The sequence below is a fragment of the Salipiger mangrovisoli genome (assembly GCF_015223355.1).
Lineage (GTDB): Bacteria > Pseudomonadota > Alphaproteobacteria > Rhodobacterales > Rhodobacteraceae > Salipiger > Salipiger mangrovisoli.
Genome location: NZ_JADFFK010000015.1, coordinates 129637 through 144999, shown reverse-complemented (window position 1 = coordinate 144999; position 15363 = coordinate 129637). Strand labels below are relative to the sequence as shown.

General features: G+C 66.9%; 14 protein-coding genes. 5 read left to right on the top strand and 9 right to left on the bottom strand.

Annotated elements, in window-relative coordinates:
* Positions 1 to 196: 196 nt before the first annotated feature.
* Together IQ782_RS19255 and IQ782_RS19250 are read right to left on the bottom strand one after the other, a co-directional pair.
* Complete coding sequence (locus tag IQ782_RS19255) at positions 197 to 436, bottom strand: hypothetical protein (RefSeq protein WP_194136293.1); 240 nt, start codon at positions 434 to 436, stop codon at positions 197 to 199.
* A 185-nt stretch (positions 437 to 621) separates the two neighbouring features.
* A complete protein-coding gene (locus tag IQ782_RS19250) occupies positions 622 to 858 on the bottom strand; it encodes a hypothetical protein (protein ID WP_194136292.1) in 237 nt (78 codons plus the stop codon).
* 410 nt (positions 859 to 1268) lie between these two features.
* Here IQ782_RS19250 and IQ782_RS19245 point away from each other — a divergent pair, with 410 nt between their 5' ends.
* Positions 1269 to 2261 carry a zinc transporter ZntB gene (locus IQ782_RS19245; RefSeq protein WP_194136291.1) on the top strand — a complete coding sequence of 331 codons (993 nt, stop codon included), beginning with the start codon at positions 1269 to 1271 and terminating at the stop codon, positions 2259 to 2261.
* A 60-nt stretch (positions 2262 to 2321) separates the two neighbouring features.
* Here IQ782_RS19245 and IQ782_RS19240 read toward each other — a convergent pair whose 3' ends face one another.
* Complete coding sequence (locus IQ782_RS19240; RefSeq protein WP_194136290.1) at positions 2322 to 2924, bottom strand: response regulator; 603 nt, start codon at positions 2922 to 2924, stop codon at positions 2322 to 2324.
* A gap of 167 nt (positions 2925 to 3091) precedes the next feature.
* Here IQ782_RS19240 and IQ782_RS19235 point away from each other — a divergent pair, with 167 nt between their 5' ends.
* Positions 3092 to 3595, top strand: a complete 504-nt coding sequence (locus IQ782_RS19235; protein WP_194136289.1) for a putative pterin-binding protein — start codon at positions 3092 to 3094, stop codon at positions 3593 to 3595.
* Entirely contained in the window at positions 3592 to 6153 is a 2562-nt protein-coding gene (locus IQ782_RS19230; RefSeq protein WP_194136288.1) for an ATP-binding protein, read from the top strand. Before IQ782_RS19235 ends, IQ782_RS19230 begins: the two co-directional genes overlap by 4 nt.
* On the opposite strand, the gene cueR is transcribed toward IQ782_RS19230, so the two are convergent.
* The 5 genes from cueR to IQ782_RS19205 form a co-directional block, all read right to left on the bottom strand.
* Positions 6142 to 6549 (bottom strand): Cu(I)-responsive transcriptional regulator, encoded by a 408-nt coding sequence (gene cueR, locus IQ782_RS19225; protein ID WP_194136287.1) that lies wholly within the window; start codon positions 6547 to 6549, stop codon positions 6142 to 6144. The genes IQ782_RS19230 and cueR overlap by 12 nt on opposite strands.
* The gene (locus IQ782_RS19220; RefSeq protein WP_194136286.1) at positions 6546 to 9041 is read right to left on the bottom strand and encodes a heavy metal translocating P-type ATPase; all 2496 of its coding nucleotides are present in this window, start codon (positions 9039 to 9041) and stop codon (positions 6546 to 6548) included. The genes cueR and IQ782_RS19220 overlap by 4 nt, the downstream gene beginning before the upstream one ends.
* 100 nt (positions 9042 to 9141) lie before the next feature.
* Positions 9142 to 9567, bottom strand: coding sequence for a hypothetical protein (locus IQ782_RS19215; RefSeq protein WP_194136285.1), 426 nt, complete (start codon positions 9565 to 9567; stop codon positions 9142 to 9144).
* Positions 9568 to 9671: 104 nt separating this feature from the next.
* The gene (rlmN, locus tag IQ782_RS19210) at positions 9672 to 10868 is read right to left on the bottom strand and encodes a dual-specificity RNA methyltransferase RlmN (protein WP_194136284.1); all 1197 of its coding nucleotides are present in this window, start codon (positions 10866 to 10868) and stop codon (positions 9672 to 9674) included.
* Positions 10869 to 11088: 220 nt separating this feature from the next.
* Complete coding sequence (locus tag IQ782_RS19205; protein ID WP_194136283.1) at positions 11089 to 11616, bottom strand: invasion associated locus B family protein; 528 nt, start codon at positions 11614 to 11616, stop codon at positions 11089 to 11091.
* 178 nt (positions 11617 to 11794) lie between these two features.
* On the opposite strand from IQ782_RS19205, the gene IQ782_RS19200 reads away from it, so the two are divergent.
* Positions 11795 to 12811, top strand: a complete 1017-nt coding sequence (locus IQ782_RS19200; RefSeq protein ID WP_194136282.1) for an asparaginase — start codon at positions 11795 to 11797, stop codon at positions 12809 to 12811.
* Positions 12812 to 12923: 112 nt separating this feature from the next.
* On the opposite strand, the gene serB is transcribed toward IQ782_RS19200, so the two are convergent.
* Entirely contained in the window at positions 12924 to 13790 is an 867-nt protein-coding gene (gene serB, locus IQ782_RS19195; RefSeq protein ID WP_194136281.1) for a phosphoserine phosphatase SerB, read from the bottom strand.
* Between the two features lie 178 nt (positions 13791 to 13968).
* On the opposite strand from serB, the gene IQ782_RS19190 reads away from it, so the two are divergent.
* Positions 13969 to 15357, top strand: coding sequence for a trypsin-like peptidase domain-containing protein (locus IQ782_RS19190; RefSeq protein ID WP_194136280.1), 1389 nt, complete (start codon positions 13969 to 13971; stop codon positions 15355 to 15357).
* Positions 15358 to 15363 lie beyond the last annotated feature (6 nt).

Below are 15363 nucleotides of genomic sequence, written 5' to 3'. Positions count from 1 at the left end.
TCTACGGACCGGGCGGACATAGGGAAGGGGCCGCCCATCGGGCGGCCCCTTTTCCTTGCCGCGGCCCCGCATGGCGCGAGAAGCGCGGCGATGGCGGGCTTGGGGCACGCGAAAAGGCCGGTCCCCGGAAACGGACCGGCCTTCGCGCTGCGCGAAGCGCTCGCGGAGCCGCGGGGCGCGGCTCCGACAAGGCAGCTTACTGCAGGGACTTGATCAGGGCGCGGGTCACACCGGCTTTCTTGGCGGCACCGCCATCGGTGTTCTCGAGCGTTCCCGCCACGGCCACCAGCTGCTCTGTGCTCAGTCCGCTGAGATCGGTGCCGGGGAGCACGCTCTCGATCGCGCGGGTGGCGCGCTCTGCGGTGCTGGTTGCGGCCGATGCGGCGCCGGTCAGGGCTGCGGTGGCGATGAGGGCGGATGCGATAAGGGTTTTCATTGGGTATTCCTTCCGTAACTTTTTTGAGCGGCATTCTTCGATGCCATTGGATCTGCGCCTATGCGCTGGGGGCTGGCCCCCGTGGGAGGGGCGGGCCGCTCATGCAGGGCGACCCACCGAAGCTGTGACGCGATACGTCTCGTGGCTTGCTGCGAAGGGGGCACGCCGGCCGGCGTGCCGAGCCGTCACTGCAGCGACTTGATCAGTGCTTCGCCGGTGCCGATCTTCTGAGCCGCACCATCGACGCGGTCCATGGCCTGGTCGATGGAGACGATCTCTGCGGCGGTCAGGCCGGAAAGGTCGGCGTCCGGGATGAGCGCCTTGATCTCTTTCTGTGCGGGAGCTGCGGTCGGCGATGCTGCCGAGGCCACACCGGTCAGAGCGGCGGTTGCGATGAGGGCGGATGCGATAAGGGATTTCATAACGACGTTCCTATTTTGCGTTTGACTGCGGTGGCGTCAGGCGTCGCCGCGTTCCCGTTTCTGTCGGGGACGATGAGTAAATCGTTGTTTGGAGGGCATTTATCAAATCACCGGATCAATCACGCCAGATCGCGAAATCGTGCACTTGAAAGTGAGCCACGGAATACCAATAGGGCGAAAACTTCGCGATTTTCAGAATAAATGAACTGCTTAGTTTAGTTGTGAATGCAAAAGTTCTGTGAACGAGACTTAAAAAACCCCAGGGTTTCCAAAAAGTAGCGATGCTCTGTGCGTTTTTGAACAGCTTGGCGGACCGCTTGGTGTCACGCACTTGAGCCGTTGAAATCACGTCATTTTCTTGCCCAGTGGCAGGGCTTGCTCTTTCCGAGTACCGATGTACCTTCTGCGGCATGCAGCAGCTTGTCACCGCTCCCGAAGACCTCATCGAAGCCGGATTCATCCTGTCCGGGGCTTCCGCCGGGACGCGACTCGCGCCGGGGGCTGCTCCGGAGGTGTTGCGCAGCGAAACCCTGGGTTGGGTTCACCTACGCGCCGCGCACCCCGATGCGCCGGGCTGGATCGTCGACAACCTGTCCTACCTCGACCCGACGATCATCGACGCGCTGGTGGCCGAAGAGACCCGGCCGCGCATCACCCGCATCGGCGACGGGCTCATCGTCATCCTGCGCGGCATCAACACGATGGACGGAGCTGATCCAGAGGACATGGTGTCGATCCGGCTCTGGATCGACCAGAAGCGCATCGTCAGCCTGTCGCGGCGCAAGGTGCGGGCGGTCGCAGACATCGCGCGGGCGCTTGAGCTGGGCAATGGGCCAGAGGATTGCGCCGCCTTCTTGGCCATGCTGGTCGAGCGGCTGACCTTCCGCATCGAGGCATTCTGGAGCGGCATCGAGGACGAGGCGGACCAACTTGAGGAAGACGTGCTGGAAGAGGGCCACGACGCGCTGCGCCAGCAATTGGTCGAGTTGCGCCGCCGGGCGATCATCCTGAGGCGCTACTTGCTGCCGCAGCGCGACGCGCTGCGCATGCTCCAGGGGGGGCATCCCGACTGGCTGGAACAGGACGACCTGCGGCAGCTCGAGGAGGAGCTGGATGCGTTGGAGCGGGTGGTCGAAGATGCCGACGCGATGCGCGAGCGCATGGCGCTTGTGCGCGATGAATTGGCCGGGCAGCTCTCGGACCGGCTGAACCGCAACATGTACATGCTGTCGGTGCTATCGGCGCTGTTCCTGCCGCTCGGATTCCTGACCGGGCTCTTCGGGATCAACGTGGCAGGGATGCCGGGCGCGAGTGAACCGGTGGCTTTCTGGCTGTTCTGCGGCGGGCTCTTGGTGGTCGTCGGCCTGCAGCTCATGATCCTGCGGCGGTTGCGCTGGATCTGAGCGCGGCCGCGCGGCTCGCAGGCCAGCGCGGCGACAGGCCCGGCCCGGTTCGCGCCACGCTCAGGCCAGGTTGAGTTCCTTTGCGATCATCGCGGCATGGGTTCGGTTGCGCGCTTCGAGCTTACGGCTGAGCGTCTTGACGTGCAGCTTGATCGTCACTTCCTGCAGATCGAGGTCCCGCGCGATCTCCTTGTTCGACTTGCCCGCGCAGAGGCCGCGCAGCACCTCGCGTTCGCGCGGGGTCAGCTCGGCGGCCTTGCCGTCGGGCACTTGGGTCATGAAGCTGTAGGGGGCGAAAATCTCGCCTGCGGCCATCACTTGCGCAGCGCTGACGATGGTCTTTGACGGTAGCGTCTTGGGAATGAAGCCGGCCGCCCCGGAGCGGATGGCGGCCTGCGCGATATCAGCGGTCGCGGTGCCCGAGAGCAGGGCCACGGGCACGCCGCCGCTGACCTCGCGCATACGGTCGAGACCGGTGAGCCCGGACATGCCGGGCATGTTGTAGTCGAGCAGGATCAGGTCGAAGGATATGCCGCGTTCGACAAGTGCGATAGCTTCGTCCAGCGTTGCCGCGGTCTCCACGTCATCGATACCTTCCGAGCGAAGGAAGGCGGCAATCGTCTCTCGGACGAGATCATGGTCGTCGGCGACCAGAATACGCATATGTCCTCCTGGTACGACCTATGCAGCAAGCGATTTCTGTCGCAAAAGTATTACCGGATGGTTTCAGTAACTGGCTCGAGAACTCGCAATATGGTAGGACTTTGCGCTTGGGTAACTGAACCGTATGATATTGAGCGGCAATAGAGTTCGCAAGGAGGTAGAGGTTTATGTTCCGTTGGGTCGCATTTTACGTGTTCTGCCTTATCCCCGCTCTCGCGGCCTCGGCCATGCCGCTCGAAAAACCCGAGGGGGCGGTGCTGCTCACCGTCAGCGGCGCGGTGCCGGTCACCAATTCACCGGAAGGTGCGGCGTTCGACCTGCACATGCTTGAGGCTCTTGGAACGACCAGCTTCACCACAAACACGATTTGGACCGAGGGTCCGCAACGGTTCACCGGCGTGTCGCTGCATGACCTGATCACTGCCCTGCAGGTGACCGAAGGCAAATTGCGCGCCGTCGCGATCAATGAGTATTCCGCCGAAATTCCGCTCGATGACGCGGTCTCCGAGGGGCCGATCATCGCCTGGGCCCGCAACGGGTCGCTGATGAGCGTGCGCGACAAGGGGCCGCTCTGGATCGTCTACCCCTATGACGATCACCCGGAGTACCGCAGCGAGATCATCTTTGCGCGCAGCATCTGGCAGCTCAACCGGATCGTCGTCGAGCCGTGAGCAGCACATCGGCAACCGGCGACGGCAGCAGCCTGCCGACTCGCAAACGCTGGGCGGCGCTCAGCGCGCCCTTCATCGTGCTCTGCCTGGCGGCGCTGGTGCTGCTGACGGTGGATGCGGCACGGCAAATCCAGGGCCTTGCGACAGCGAACTCCGACAATGGCCAATGGTCCCTGGCGCAAATGGAAGTGGAATTCGGCCGTCTCCAAAGCGAGCTGGAAAGGCCCGAGGAATACGTCAACACGCAGGAATTGCGGCTGGCCTACGACATCTTTTTCAGCCGGTTTCAAACCATTTCCAGGGGCGAGCTCTACTCGGACATCGTGAACTCTTCGCGGGCGCGCGAGCCGATGGCCGCCATCGGGGCCTTTCTGAGCGACACGGTGACCTATATCGATGGGCCCGACGCGGCGCTCGTCGCGGCGCTGCCTGAACTGCGCGCCAAGATAGAGAACGTGCGGTTGTCGATCCGCGAGGTCTCGCTTTCCGGCGTGCGCGCCTTCTCCGCCGCGTCGGATACGCAGCGGCGCAAGGTGATGAACTCCCTCGTGCGCCTGTCCGGCATGTCGCTGATCCTGGTGCTTGCCCTGGCGCTTGGCGTCGTCGCGCTTTGGCAGCTGATGCATGTGGCGCGGGATCAGGCGCAGCGGCGCGCGCGGGCAAACCACCGCCTCGAAGCGGTTGTGTCCACGGCGCTGGACGGAATCGTGGTGACCGACCGCAATGGGGCAATCCTCCAGTTCAACGGCGCGGCGGCGTGCATTTCCGGATACGACAGCGGGCAGGTGCTCGGGCGCCGCGCCTCTGACCTGCTGTTTCCGCCGCAGGCCGCCGAGGCGGGAGATCCGGGGCTGGCGCTGCACGCTGGACGCGGGCGCGTGCGCTGCGAGGGGACACGGGCCGACGGCAGCCGATACCCGATGGAGCTTTCGGTGACCGAGACCGAGCACGAGGGCGACGTGCTTCGTGCGATCTACTTCCGCGACATCACCCGCGACATCAGCGCCGAGGAAGAGCTTGTCGATGCGCGCGACCGCGCCGTCGAGGGGGAACAGGCGAAGGCGCGGTTCATCGCCATCATGAGCCATGAGATGCGCACGCCGCTCAACGGCATGATCGGCGCCCTGGAGTTGCTGACCGAGACCGACCTGGGGCGCGACCAGCGGGAATACGTGCAGATCCTGCGCCGCTCTGGCGACGTGCTCTTGCAGCACGTGAATGACGTGCTGGACCATTCGCGCCTGGAGACCGGGCGGTTCAGCTTTGCCCGCACGCCCTATTGCCCGCTCGAGCTTGCGCGTGAGGTCGTTGATGTGTTGCGCCCAACCGCCGCGGCGCGGGGCAACATGCTGCAGGTTCGGCTTCCCGAGCAGGGCTGCCCGATGCTGATGGGCGACCGCGCGCGTGTCCGCCAGGTGCTGGTGAACCTCGTGGGCAACGCCATCAAGTTCACCGAAAACGGCGAAATCCAACTGTCGCTGACCGGACTTTCCAAAGACGGCAGGCTTACCTTCGAGGTGCTGGACAATGGCATCGGCATTCCCGAGGACCAGTTGGAGCGCATTTTCGAGGATTTCGTGACGCTCGATTCCTCCTACATGCGCGCGGCCGAGGGCACCGGCCTAGGCCTCGGTATCGTGCGCCGCCTTGTTCAGGCCATGGGGGGCGAGGTCTCGGTCGAGAGCGCGCCGGGACGCGGCACCAGGTTCACGGTCCTGCTGCCGGCGGAACGCGCCCCGCACAAAGCGGCGCAACCGCAGCAGATCGAGGCCATTCCGGAAATGGCCCCCTCGCGCATTCTGGTGGTCGAGGACAACCCGGTGAACCGGCTGGTCGCCACCGCCATGCTGCGCAAGATGGGGCACGCCGTGACCGAGGCGCATGACGGGGCGGAAGGGCTTCGGCTTGCCGCCGGCGACCGTTTCGACATCGTCCTGATGGATATCTCCATGCCGGGGCTCGACGGGGTCGAGACAACGCGGCGGATGCGCAAGGGCAGCGGGCCGAACGTTCAGACGCCAATCGTGGCGCTCACCGCGCATGCGCTGCCCGCCGACATGGCGCGGTTCCTCGATGCGGGCATGTGCGCCACGCTGACCAAGCCGATCACCTGGCGCGCGCTGGCCGAGGTGATCTCGGGGATCGCCCCCGTGGGGGCGACAAGCGATGTTGACGCAGCGACCGGCGCAAGCGCGGATGCAGCCGCCTTGCCCGAGGCGGTGCTGGACGACGTCACGCTTGGCGCCGCGGCCGAGTCGCTGGGACCCCAGCTCTTCGCGTCCCTGTGCGACCGGTTCCTGACGGAGACCGAAGCCGGTCTCGCCGGTCTGGCCGACGAACTGGGCACGGGGATCGAGCCCGCGTGCTACGCCGAGAAGGTGCACCGCATCGCCGGGTCAGCGGCGGTCTTCGGGGCCAGCGCCCTGCATGCGGCGCTCCGGCGCGAGGAAGACAAGGCCCGGAGCGGGGATCCTTTGCCCGCGGACAGCCTCGAACCGGTGCTGCCGATCTGGCGGGCGACGCGCAAGGCGCTCCTGGCGATGGAACTACCGGCCTGACCGGCCGGCCTCCGTATTGGCCAGGTCGCTGAGGATCGGGCAGTCGGGCCGGTCATCGCCGTGGCAGGCATGGACCAGATGCGCAAGCGTGTCGCGCATCTGCTGCAGCTGCCGCAGTTTCTCGTCGATCTGCGCGAGGTGCTCCTCGGCGATGTGTTTTACCTCGGCGCTGGCGCGGCTTTCGTCCTCGTAGAGCGCCAGCAGGGTGCGGCAATCCTCGATTGTGAAGCCCAGCGTCCGGGCGCGGGCAAGGAAGGCCAGCTTGTGCACGTCGGTTTCGGTGAAGGCGCGGTAGCCGTTTGCGCCCCGGTGCGGGGTCACCAGCCCGATGTCCTCGTAGTAGCGGATGGTCTTGGGCGGCAGCCCGGCGCGGTCTGCGACGTCTCCGATATTCATGCTTCTACCTCCGTTTCTGTGGCGCGCATGACGGGCGTTCCGCACGAGAGCCGCTGCGGTGGCATCGCCGAAGGCAGACGCCGCAGGCGCAGCGCGTTGCTCAGGACAAAGACCGAGGAAAGCGCCATGGCCCCGGCCGCCAGCATCGGCGAGAGCAGCGTGCCGAAGGCCGGGTAGAACACTCCCGCGGCGACCGGGATCAGCGCAACGTTGTAGCCGAAGGCCCAGAACAGGTTCTGCCGGATATTGCGCAGCACCGCGCGGCTGAGGTGCACCGCCTCGACCACGCCCTTTGCATCCCCCGAGACCAGCACCACGTCGGCGCTCTCGATGGCGACATCAGTGCCGGTGCCCATGGCAAGACCCACTTCGGCCTCGGCCAGAGCTGGCGCGTCGTTGATGCCATCGCCGACGAAGCCGACAGCACCATGGGCTGCGCGCAGCGCCCGCACGGCGTCGCGCTTGCCCTCGGGCAGGACTTCGGCCTCGACATGGTCGATGCCCAGCTCGGCGGCGATGGCCTGCGCGGTGGCCCGCGTGTCGCCGGTGATCATCGCGGTCTTCAGCCCCATCTCGTGCAGCGTCGCGATGGCCTGCTTCGCGCCCGGCTTGAGCTTGTCGGCCACGGCCAGCGCCCCGGCGATCCGCCCGTCCACGGCGACCAGCACCGGCGTCTGACCGGCAGCTGCGATCTCGTCATGCGCGGCGCGCAGCGGCCCGAGCTCGACGCCCTCGCGCGCCATCAGCCGCGCCGCGCCGACCAGCACGCAATGGCCCTCTACCGTCGCTCTCAGCCCGTGTCCGGCGATCGCCTCGACCGTCTCCGCCTGCACCAGGCCGCCCTCGGCGGCGCGTTCCAGGGCCCGCGCAATGGGGTGTTCAGAGCTTTGTTCGGCGCTGGCCGCGAGGCGCAGCACCTCTCTTTCGTCGAAACCCGGCGCAGTGGAGACGCGGACCAGTTCCGGCCGCCCCTCGGTCAGCGTGCCAGTCTTGTCGAAGCCCACCACCTTGACGCTCTCGAGCCGTTGCAGGGCATCTCCCTTGCGGAACAGAACGCCCAGTTCGGCGGCCCTCCCGGTGCCGACCATGATCGAGGTCGGTGTGGCAAGGCCCATGGCACAGGGGCAGGCGACGATCAGCACCGAGACCCCGGTGACCAGCGCATAGGTGAGCGCGGGGGAAGGGCCGAGGACAAGCCAGGCAAGAAAGGTGAGCGCGGCCACGCCCATGACCGCGGGCACGAACCAGACCACGACCCTGTCGGCCAGCGCCTGGATCGGCAGCTTGGCCCCCTGCGCTTCCTCGACCATCGCGATGATCCGCGCCAGCATGGTGTCCGCACCGACCGCCGTGGCCCGGAAACTGAGCGCTCCGGCACCGTTCACCGTGCCGCCGACCACCGTGGCCCCTTCGGTTTTCTCCACTGGCACCGGCTCGCCCGTGATCATGCTCTTGTCGACATAGGAGCGCCCCGTCAGCACCGCACCGTCGACCGCGATGCGCTCGCCGGGGCGGACGTGCAGCACGTCACCCGTGATCACCTCGGCGATGGGCAGTTCGACGATCTCTGCGCCCCGCTCGACCCGTGCGGTCGCGGGTTTCAGCCCCACCAGCCGCTTGATCGCGGCCCCGGTGCGCCCCTTGGCCCGCGCCTCGAGGAAGCGGCCGAGCAGGATCAGAGTGACGATGACCGCCGCCGCCTCGAAATAGACGGCGCGCGTGCCCTCGGGCAGCAGACCCGGCGCGAACAGCGCGACGGTGGAATAGAGCCAGGCCGCAAGCGTGCCGAGCGCGACCAGAGAGTTCATGTCCGGCGCGCCCTTCAGCAGCAGCGGCAGGCCGATCTGGTAGAAGCGCCGTCCGGGCCAGACCAGCACGGCGCTGACCAGCACGAATTGGATCAGCCATGACGTGGTCTTGCCGATCGTCGAGGCGATGAGGTGATGGAAGCCGGGAATGAAATGTCCGCCCATTTCCAGCACGAAGACAGGCGCGGTCAGCGCCGCGGCGATGATCAGATCGCGCTTCAGCGTCGCCTGTTCGGCCTGCTTGCGCGCCTCGTGCTCGGCGCTGTCGTCGCTGGCGAGGCTGGCCTTGTAGCCCGCCCCCGCAACGGCGCGGATCAGCTTGGGCGCCTCGGCGGCCCCGGCCAGAAGCCGCACTTCCGCGATCTCGCTTGCGAGGTTCACGCTGGCCGAGACCACGCCCGGAATATCGTTCAGCGCCCGCTCGACACGGCCCGCGCAGGAGGCGCAGCTCATGCCCTCGATGTTCAGCCGTATCGTGGCCTCTCGGGCAGGATATCCGGCCTTGTCCAGCGCCGCGCGCAGCGCGGGCAGCCCGGCAGAGCCCTCGACATGCGCCATTCTGGTCGCAAGATTCACCGAGGCTTCGGTCACCCCCTCGACCCCCGCAAGCGCCCTCTGCGCCCGCCCTGCGCAGCCACCGCAGGTCATTTTGGTCACTTCGAAACGCAGGTTCGCATCGGACATGATCCGACTCCTTCCAATTCTGGTCGGTTCCCTACATAGGGGTTCCAGTCACTGGAAGGTCAAGGGGTGTTCGGACGCGGGTACCAACCGCCGAACGGCTTCAGTTCAGCGAGCAGTGCAGGCGGCTGCGGCACTCCTCGCAGAGCAGTGGCAGGCCGACCCGTTCGGCGGCATTGGTGAGCGTCAGGATATGCGCCGGAATTACAAGCATCGTCGCCTCTGCCAGCGCCAGCTCGCGGTCCTGCTCGGTGGCGGTCAGCACGAATCGTGCGATGGCGCGCTCATCGTCCGACAGACCTTGTGCCTCCGGAGGAAGGATCAGCGGGCCGTGCCAGCCGTGCCGCGTGAGCAACTCGGCGAACTCGCCAAGGGCGCGGAGGCAGCCGCGGGCGCGGGTGAAGCCCAGAGCCGCGCGCAGCTCAAGCTGCGCCGTCGCCTCGTCGTTTTCGCGCCAGAGTCGCAGCAGCCGCACCACCCGCGCTTCCGCGGGGCGCAACTCGACCCTGTCGAACCGTTCGTGTCGCATGGAACCTCTCCCAGCCAGTCGCCCCGTGTGGGGCCGTCGATCCGGGCTGTCCCGGAGACGGGACTGGCTGGGTGAGGTAATCCTGATGATTTAAATCAGGTAAGTCAAGCCGCGCCGCCGAGACCGGTTTCGGCCTCGATCTGCTTGCGCGACTTGCGGGCCCGCTCGGTGGCAGATTTCAGCTGGCCGCAGGCGGCCATGATGTCCTCGCCGCGCGGGGTGCGGATCGGCGAGGCGTAGCCGGCCTTGTAGATGATATCGGCGAACTGCTTGATCCGCGGCCAATCCGAGCGCTGATAGGGCGCGCCGGGCCATTCGTTGAACGGGATGAGGTTGATCTTGGCGGGGATGCCCTGGATCAGCTTCACCAGACGGCGCGCGTCGGCATCCGTGTCGTTCACGTCCTTGAGCATCACGTATTCGAAGGTGATGCGCTCGGAGTTCGACAGGCGCGGGTACTCGCGAAGCGCGTTCAGCAGCTCCTCGATGTTCCAGCGCTTGTTGATCGGCACCAGCGTGTTGCGGGTTTCGTCGGTGGTGGCGTGGAAGCTGACCGCCAGCAGGCAGCCGATCTCTTCGGCGCACTTGGCGATCTCCGGCACCACGCCCGAGGTCGACAGGGTGATGCGGCGGCGCGACAGGGCGATGCCCTCGCCGTCCATCGCGATCTTCATCGCATCGCGCACGTTGTCGAAGTTGTAGAGCGGCTCGCCCATGCCCATCAGCACGATGTTCGACAGAAGGCGCGGCCCGCTCTCGCCGGTGCCGGTGCCCGGCTCGGGCCATTCGCCGAGATCGTCGCGCGCCAGCATGACCTGGCCGATGATCTCGCCCGCGGTAAGGTTGCGCACCAGCTTCTGCGTGCCGGTGTGGCAGAAGGAGCAGGTCAGCGTGCAGCCCACCTGGCTGGAGATGCAGAGCGTGCCGCGATCTTCCTCGGGGATGTAGACCACCTCGACTTCATGGCCGCCGGCGATGCGCACCAGGTACTTGCGCGTGCCATCCGCCGAGACCTGCTTCGAGACGATCTCGGGCAGATCGATCGAGAAGGTCGCATCGAGCAGCGCGCGGTAGTCCTTGGCGAGGTTGGTCATGGCGCTGAAGTCGCGCACCCCCCAGTGATAGAGCCATTGCCAGATCTGGCCGACGCGCATCTTCGCCTGCTTCTCGGGCGTGCCGGCCTCGATCAGCGCGGCGCGCAGGGCGTCACGGGTGAGCCCGACCAGGTTCACCTTGCCGCTTTCCGGCAGCTTGCGGGGGATCGTCACCACGTCCTGGGTGATCGGCGCGCTGGCAGTCATCACGTCATCCTCGGAAAAAGAAGGCCTCTCCATACAGGATTCGGCTGCAAAAAGTCAAAGGGAACGCGTGGACGCGTTCCCTTGCTGAAGCTCATCTGTGGATGGCTCCCGGAATTTCAACCGTCCTGCGCGCGGGCGTCGCGGCATTGGGGCACTTTCGGAAGCATCGAAGGACGGCTGACCCGTCCTTCCTCCGTTCCTCGGACCCGTCCGCGGGCGATCAGCCCTTGCAGCGCTTCTCGGCGTCTTCCACCGCGGCGGTGAAGCCGAGCAGCGAGAACGTGTCCTTGGTCATCGTGCCGCGCGCCGACCCGGCGCTCAGCACCGCGTCGGAGCCGCGCTTCATGGCGGCGATGATCTTGGCGTCATCCTGCGGCGTCGCCGGCCAGGCCCATTCGCCCTCGGTATAGAGGTCGAACTTCTCGCCCGAGATGTCCACGCCGACCGTCGAGCCGCCCGCGAAGGGGTAGCCGCCGGTAAAGGCGATCTGGCCCGTGACGCCCGCTTCGGGGCGATAGAAGACCATCAGCAGGATGTCGCCACGTTTGACTGAGACAACGCGTCCATCCTTGGTGTTCACGCTTTCCTTGTAGGTGGTCACCGCCCAGCATTCGCGCGGGCTCTGGCCCTCGAAGACCGACCAGTCGGTGATCGCGTTCACCCGGTTGGTGCTTTCTTGCTGCGCGACACCAACCGTCGCGCTCAGCGCCAGCGTTGCGCTCAGAACCCCACCGAGAATTGACTTCATACCTGCAGCCTCCAGCCGTGCTTGCTTCTTGTTGCCGGTCCGCGCCCGGTGTCTGTGCCGACCCCTGTCGGTCCCTTGACCGGCGCGACCATTCATGCTCGACGGCGGGACAATAGACCGAAACCAGCGGGGCGAGAAAGCCCCGATGGCAGAATATCGCTCGTTTGTGAGGACCGACATGCCCCAAGACACCGTCACCGCCGCCGTGCCCCTGGTCGAGGTCCGCCGCGGCCCGCTCGCCGAGAGCCTGCACCTGGGCCATGCGGTCATCTGCGACGCCTGGGGCGGCATCGTCGAGGCCTGGGGCGATCCGCAGGCGCTGGTCTACCCGCGCTCCTCGTCGAAGATGATCCAGGCCCTGCCTCTGGTCGCCTCGGGGGCCGCCGAGGCCTGGCACCTGACGCCGCCGCAGCTGGCGCTGGCCTGCGCCTCGCACCAGGGCGCGCCGCTGCACGTGGCGGCGGTCGAGGCCTGGTTGACCGATCTTGACCTCTCGGACGACGACCTGCGCTGCGGGCCGCAGCCAAGCCGGGACAAGGTGCTGAAACTGCAGATGATCCGCGACGGCAAGACGCCCTGCCGGGTGCATAACAACTGCTCCGGAAAACACGCGGGGTTCCTGACGCTGAGCCAGTACCTCGGGGCCGGGCCCGACTACGTTCTGCCCGAGCACCCGGTGCAGGTGGCGGTGCGCGAGGCTTTCGAGCAGGTGACCGGCGAGGTCAGCCCCTGCTACGGCATCGATGGCTGCTCGGCCCCCAATCTCGCCACCACCATGCACGGCATGGCGCGCGCCATGGCCTGGTTCGCCAGCGCCCACCAGCGCCACGATTCGCTCAGCCGCGCCGGCGCGCAGCTGGTCGAAGCGATGTATGCCTATCCCGATCTCGTGGCCGGCGAGGGCCGGGCCTGCACGCTGCTTATGCGCGCCGCGCTCGAACCCATCGCGATCAAGACCGGGGCCGAGGGCTATTTCGTGGCCATCCTGCCGCAACGCGGTCTCGGCGTTGCGGTGAAGATCCTCGACGGCGCGACGCGCGCGGCTGAATGCGTCATGGCCTCGCTGCTGGTGCGGCTTGGTGTCGCGGACCCGGCCCATCCCGACGTGCACCGCTTCCTCAATCCCGAGGTCAGCAACTTCGACGGGCTGATCACCGGGGAGATTCGCCCGCTCGACACGCTTTTCGCGGCATGACGAAAGAAGGGGTGCCACGCGCGCCCCTTCTTCTCTTTCCAAATACGCCCGGGTGAATTGGCCGCAGGCCAAGAGGGGCGGAGCCCCTTCCTGTTCCGCAAGCGCCTGTCGTTCAGCCCTTGAACGCGCTCCGCGCGTAGCCTTGCAGGAACAGCAGCGCCGTCAGGTCCCCGAGGTTGACCCGCAGGTCGCATTGCGCCTGAACCGAGGGTTTCGCATGCAGCGCCACGCCGAAGCCGGCGCGGCCCAGCATCCCCAGATCATTTGCCCCGTCGCCCACCGCCAGAACGTCGTCCTCGCCGATGCCGAGCCGCGCGGTGATCTCTTCCAGCGCCGTCACCTTGGCCTCGCGCCCGAGGATCGGCCGGGCGGGCACGCCGGTCAGCGCGCCACCCTCGACCAGCAGCCTGTTGGCGCGGTTCTCGTCGAAGCCGATCATCTCGGCAACGCGCGCGGTGAAGGCGGTGAAGCCGCCCGAGACCAGCGCCGCGTAGGCGCCGTTGGCCTTCATCGTCGCGACCAGCTCGATCCCGCCCGGCATCAGCGTGATGCGGGTCTCGAGCACCTTGGCGATGACGCTTTCCGGCAGACCCTTGAGCAGCGCCACGCGCTCGGTCAGCGCGCCCTCGAAATCGAGCTCGCCGTTCATCGCGCGGGCGGTGATCTCTTTCACATGCGCGCCGACACCAGCCTCCTCGGCCAGCTCGTCGATGCATTCCTGCTGGATCATCGTGCTGTCCATGTCGGCAAGCAGCATCTTCTTGCGGCGTCCTTCGGCGGGCAGCAGGTTGAGATCGGCCTGTGCGGAGAGCGAGGCGCGCACCTCCTCGAAGTTGCCGGGCACCGCCTCGACCGGGAATTCCGCCGCCTCGCCATCCGAGAGCACGGTGACCGGACCGCCGCCCCAGGCATTGCACAGGCTTTCCACCAGCGCGGTGTCCAAGGTGCCGGGGCGGGCGATGAGCGAGACGATCTGCATGAGAGGCACTCCAATGTCTGACGCGGCGGCTTCTGGCACGGCCCGCGCGGCATTTCCAGTCTCCGCGGGACGGCAGGGCAGGGCGCAGTGCACGAAAAGCGCACGATCCGCGCACCGGGGCGTGACTTGCAATCGCGGGGTTGCCCCGACATATCCAAAGGTACTGGAGGACCGCATAATGCTCCGAAACATCATGATCATTCCCGCGCTTGCGCTCGCCGTCACCGCCGCCCCGGCCCTTGCCGGAACGCAGGTGCCGCAGAGCCAGGCGGAAATCTCCCTCTCCTTCGTGCCGCTGGTGAAACAGGCGACCCCCGCCGTGGTCAACATCTACGCCAGCCGGGTGGTCGAGGCGCGCAGCCCCTTCGCCGGGGATCCGCTCTTCGGCAATCTGTTCCAGGACTTCCGCGGCCGTCCACGGGTGCAGAACTCGCTCGGCTCCGGGGTGATCCTCTCGGACGATGGCATCGTGGTGTCGAACTACCACGTGGTCGGACAGGCGACCGACATCCGCGTGGTGCTCAACAACGGTGCCGAATACGATGCCGAGGTTCTGCTGGCCGACGAGGAAGCCGACCTCGCCATCCTCAAGCTCGAGGGGGCCAAGGACATGCCCTTCCTGCCGCTGCGCGACAGCGACACGGTCGAGGTCGGCGAACTGGCGCTGGCCATCGGCAACCCCTTCGGCGTCGGCCAGACGGTCAGCTCGGGCATCGTCTCGGGGCTGGCGCGGTCGGGCACCGCCACCGGCAATGCCCGCGGATATTTCATCCAGACCGACGCGCCGATCAACCCGGGCAACTCCGGCGGCGCGCTGATCGACGTGAAGGGCCAGTTGATCGGGGTCAACACGTCGATCCTCACCCGCTCGGGCGGCTCCAACGGCATCGGCTTCGCCATTCCCTCGGCGCTGGTGCGCCAGTTCGTCGAACAGGCCGAGGCGGGCAAGACCTCCTTCGAGCGGCCCTGGGCCGGGATGACCGGTCAAAGCGTCGATGCCGATCTCTCGGAAAGCCTTGGCATGGGGCTGCCCGGCGGTGTGCTGGTCTCCCAATTGCATGACGCCAGCCCCTTCGCGCAGGCCGGTCTCGATGTCGGCGACGTGGTGCTGGCGGTGGACGGGCAGGGGGTCAACACCCCGGCCGAGATGCTCTACCGCATGTCGGTCACCGGGCTCGGCCATGAGGCGCAGATCAGCTACCTGCACGACGGCGCGCAGCAGCAGGCCAAGGTCGCGATGATCGCCGCCCCCGACGATCCGCCGCAGCAGCGCGTCACGCTGGACGAGCGCGCGGTGCTGCCGGGGCTGACGCTGGCGCGGCTCAACCCCGCGGTGCAGACCGAACTCGGTCTGCCGCTGGCGGGGGGCGAGGGCGTTGTGGTGGTCGATCCTGGCCCCTGGGGGGCACGGATCGGGCTGCAGCGCGGCGACCTCTTGCGCGCGGTGAACGGCCAGGGCATCGAGGTGCCGGGCGATGTGGACGGCCTGCTCAAGAAGGCCGCCCCGCGCATCCAGATCGACGCGCAGCGCGGCAACGGCCGCATCTCCCTGCGCTTCCGCGTGTAACGAGGC

Bases quoted from the DNA above. Each gene is read 5' to 3' on its own strand.
- IQ782_RS19200 (WP_194136282.1), top strand. From the start codon at position 11,795: ATGCCCCAAGACACCGTCACCGCCGCCGTGCCCCTGGTCGAGGTCCGC.
- IQ782_RS19240 (WP_194136290.1), bottom strand. From the start codon at position 2,924: ATGCGTATTCTGGTCGCCGACGACCATGATCTCGTCCGAGAGACGATT.
- rlmN (WP_194136284.1), bottom strand. From the start codon at position 10,868: ATGACTGCCAGCGCGCCGATCACCCAGGACGTGGTGACGATCCCCCGC.
- IQ782_RS19255 (WP_194136293.1), bottom strand. From the start codon at position 436: ATGAAAACCCTTATCGCATCCGCCCTCATCGCCACCGCAGCCCTGACC.
- IQ782_RS19190 (WP_194136280.1), top strand. From the start codon at position 13,969: ATGCTCCGAAACATCATGATCATTCCCGCGCTTGCGCTCGCCGTCACC.
- IQ782_RS19250 (WP_194136292.1), bottom strand. From the start codon at position 858: ATGAAATCCCTTATCGCATCCGCCCTCATCGCAACCGCCGCTCTGACC.
- IQ782_RS19215 (WP_194136285.1), bottom strand. From the start codon at position 9,567: ATGCGACACGAACGGTTCGACAGGGTCGAGTTGCGCCCCGCGGAAGCG.
- IQ782_RS19205 (WP_194136283.1), bottom strand. From the start codon at position 11,616: ATGAAGTCAATTCTCGGTGGGGTTCTGAGCGCAACGCTGGCGCTGAGC.
- IQ782_RS19235 (WP_194136289.1), top strand. From the start codon at position 3,092: ATGTTCCGTTGGGTCGCATTTTACGTGTTCTGCCTTATCCCCGCTCTC.
- serB (WP_194136281.1), bottom strand. From the start codon at position 13,790: ATGCAGATCGTCTCGCTCATCGCCCGCCCCGGCACCTTGGACACCGCG.
- cueR (WP_194136287.1), bottom strand. From the start codon at position 6,549: ATGAATATCGGAGACGTCGCAGACCGCGCCGGGCTGCCGCCCAAGACC.
- IQ782_RS19220 (WP_194136286.1), bottom strand. From the start codon at position 9,041: ATGTCCGATGCGAACCTGCGTTTCGAAGTGACCAAAATGACCTGCGGT.
- IQ782_RS19245 (WP_194136291.1), top strand. From the start codon at position 1,269: ATGCAGCAGCTTGTCACCGCTCCCGAAGACCTCATCGAAGCCGGATTC.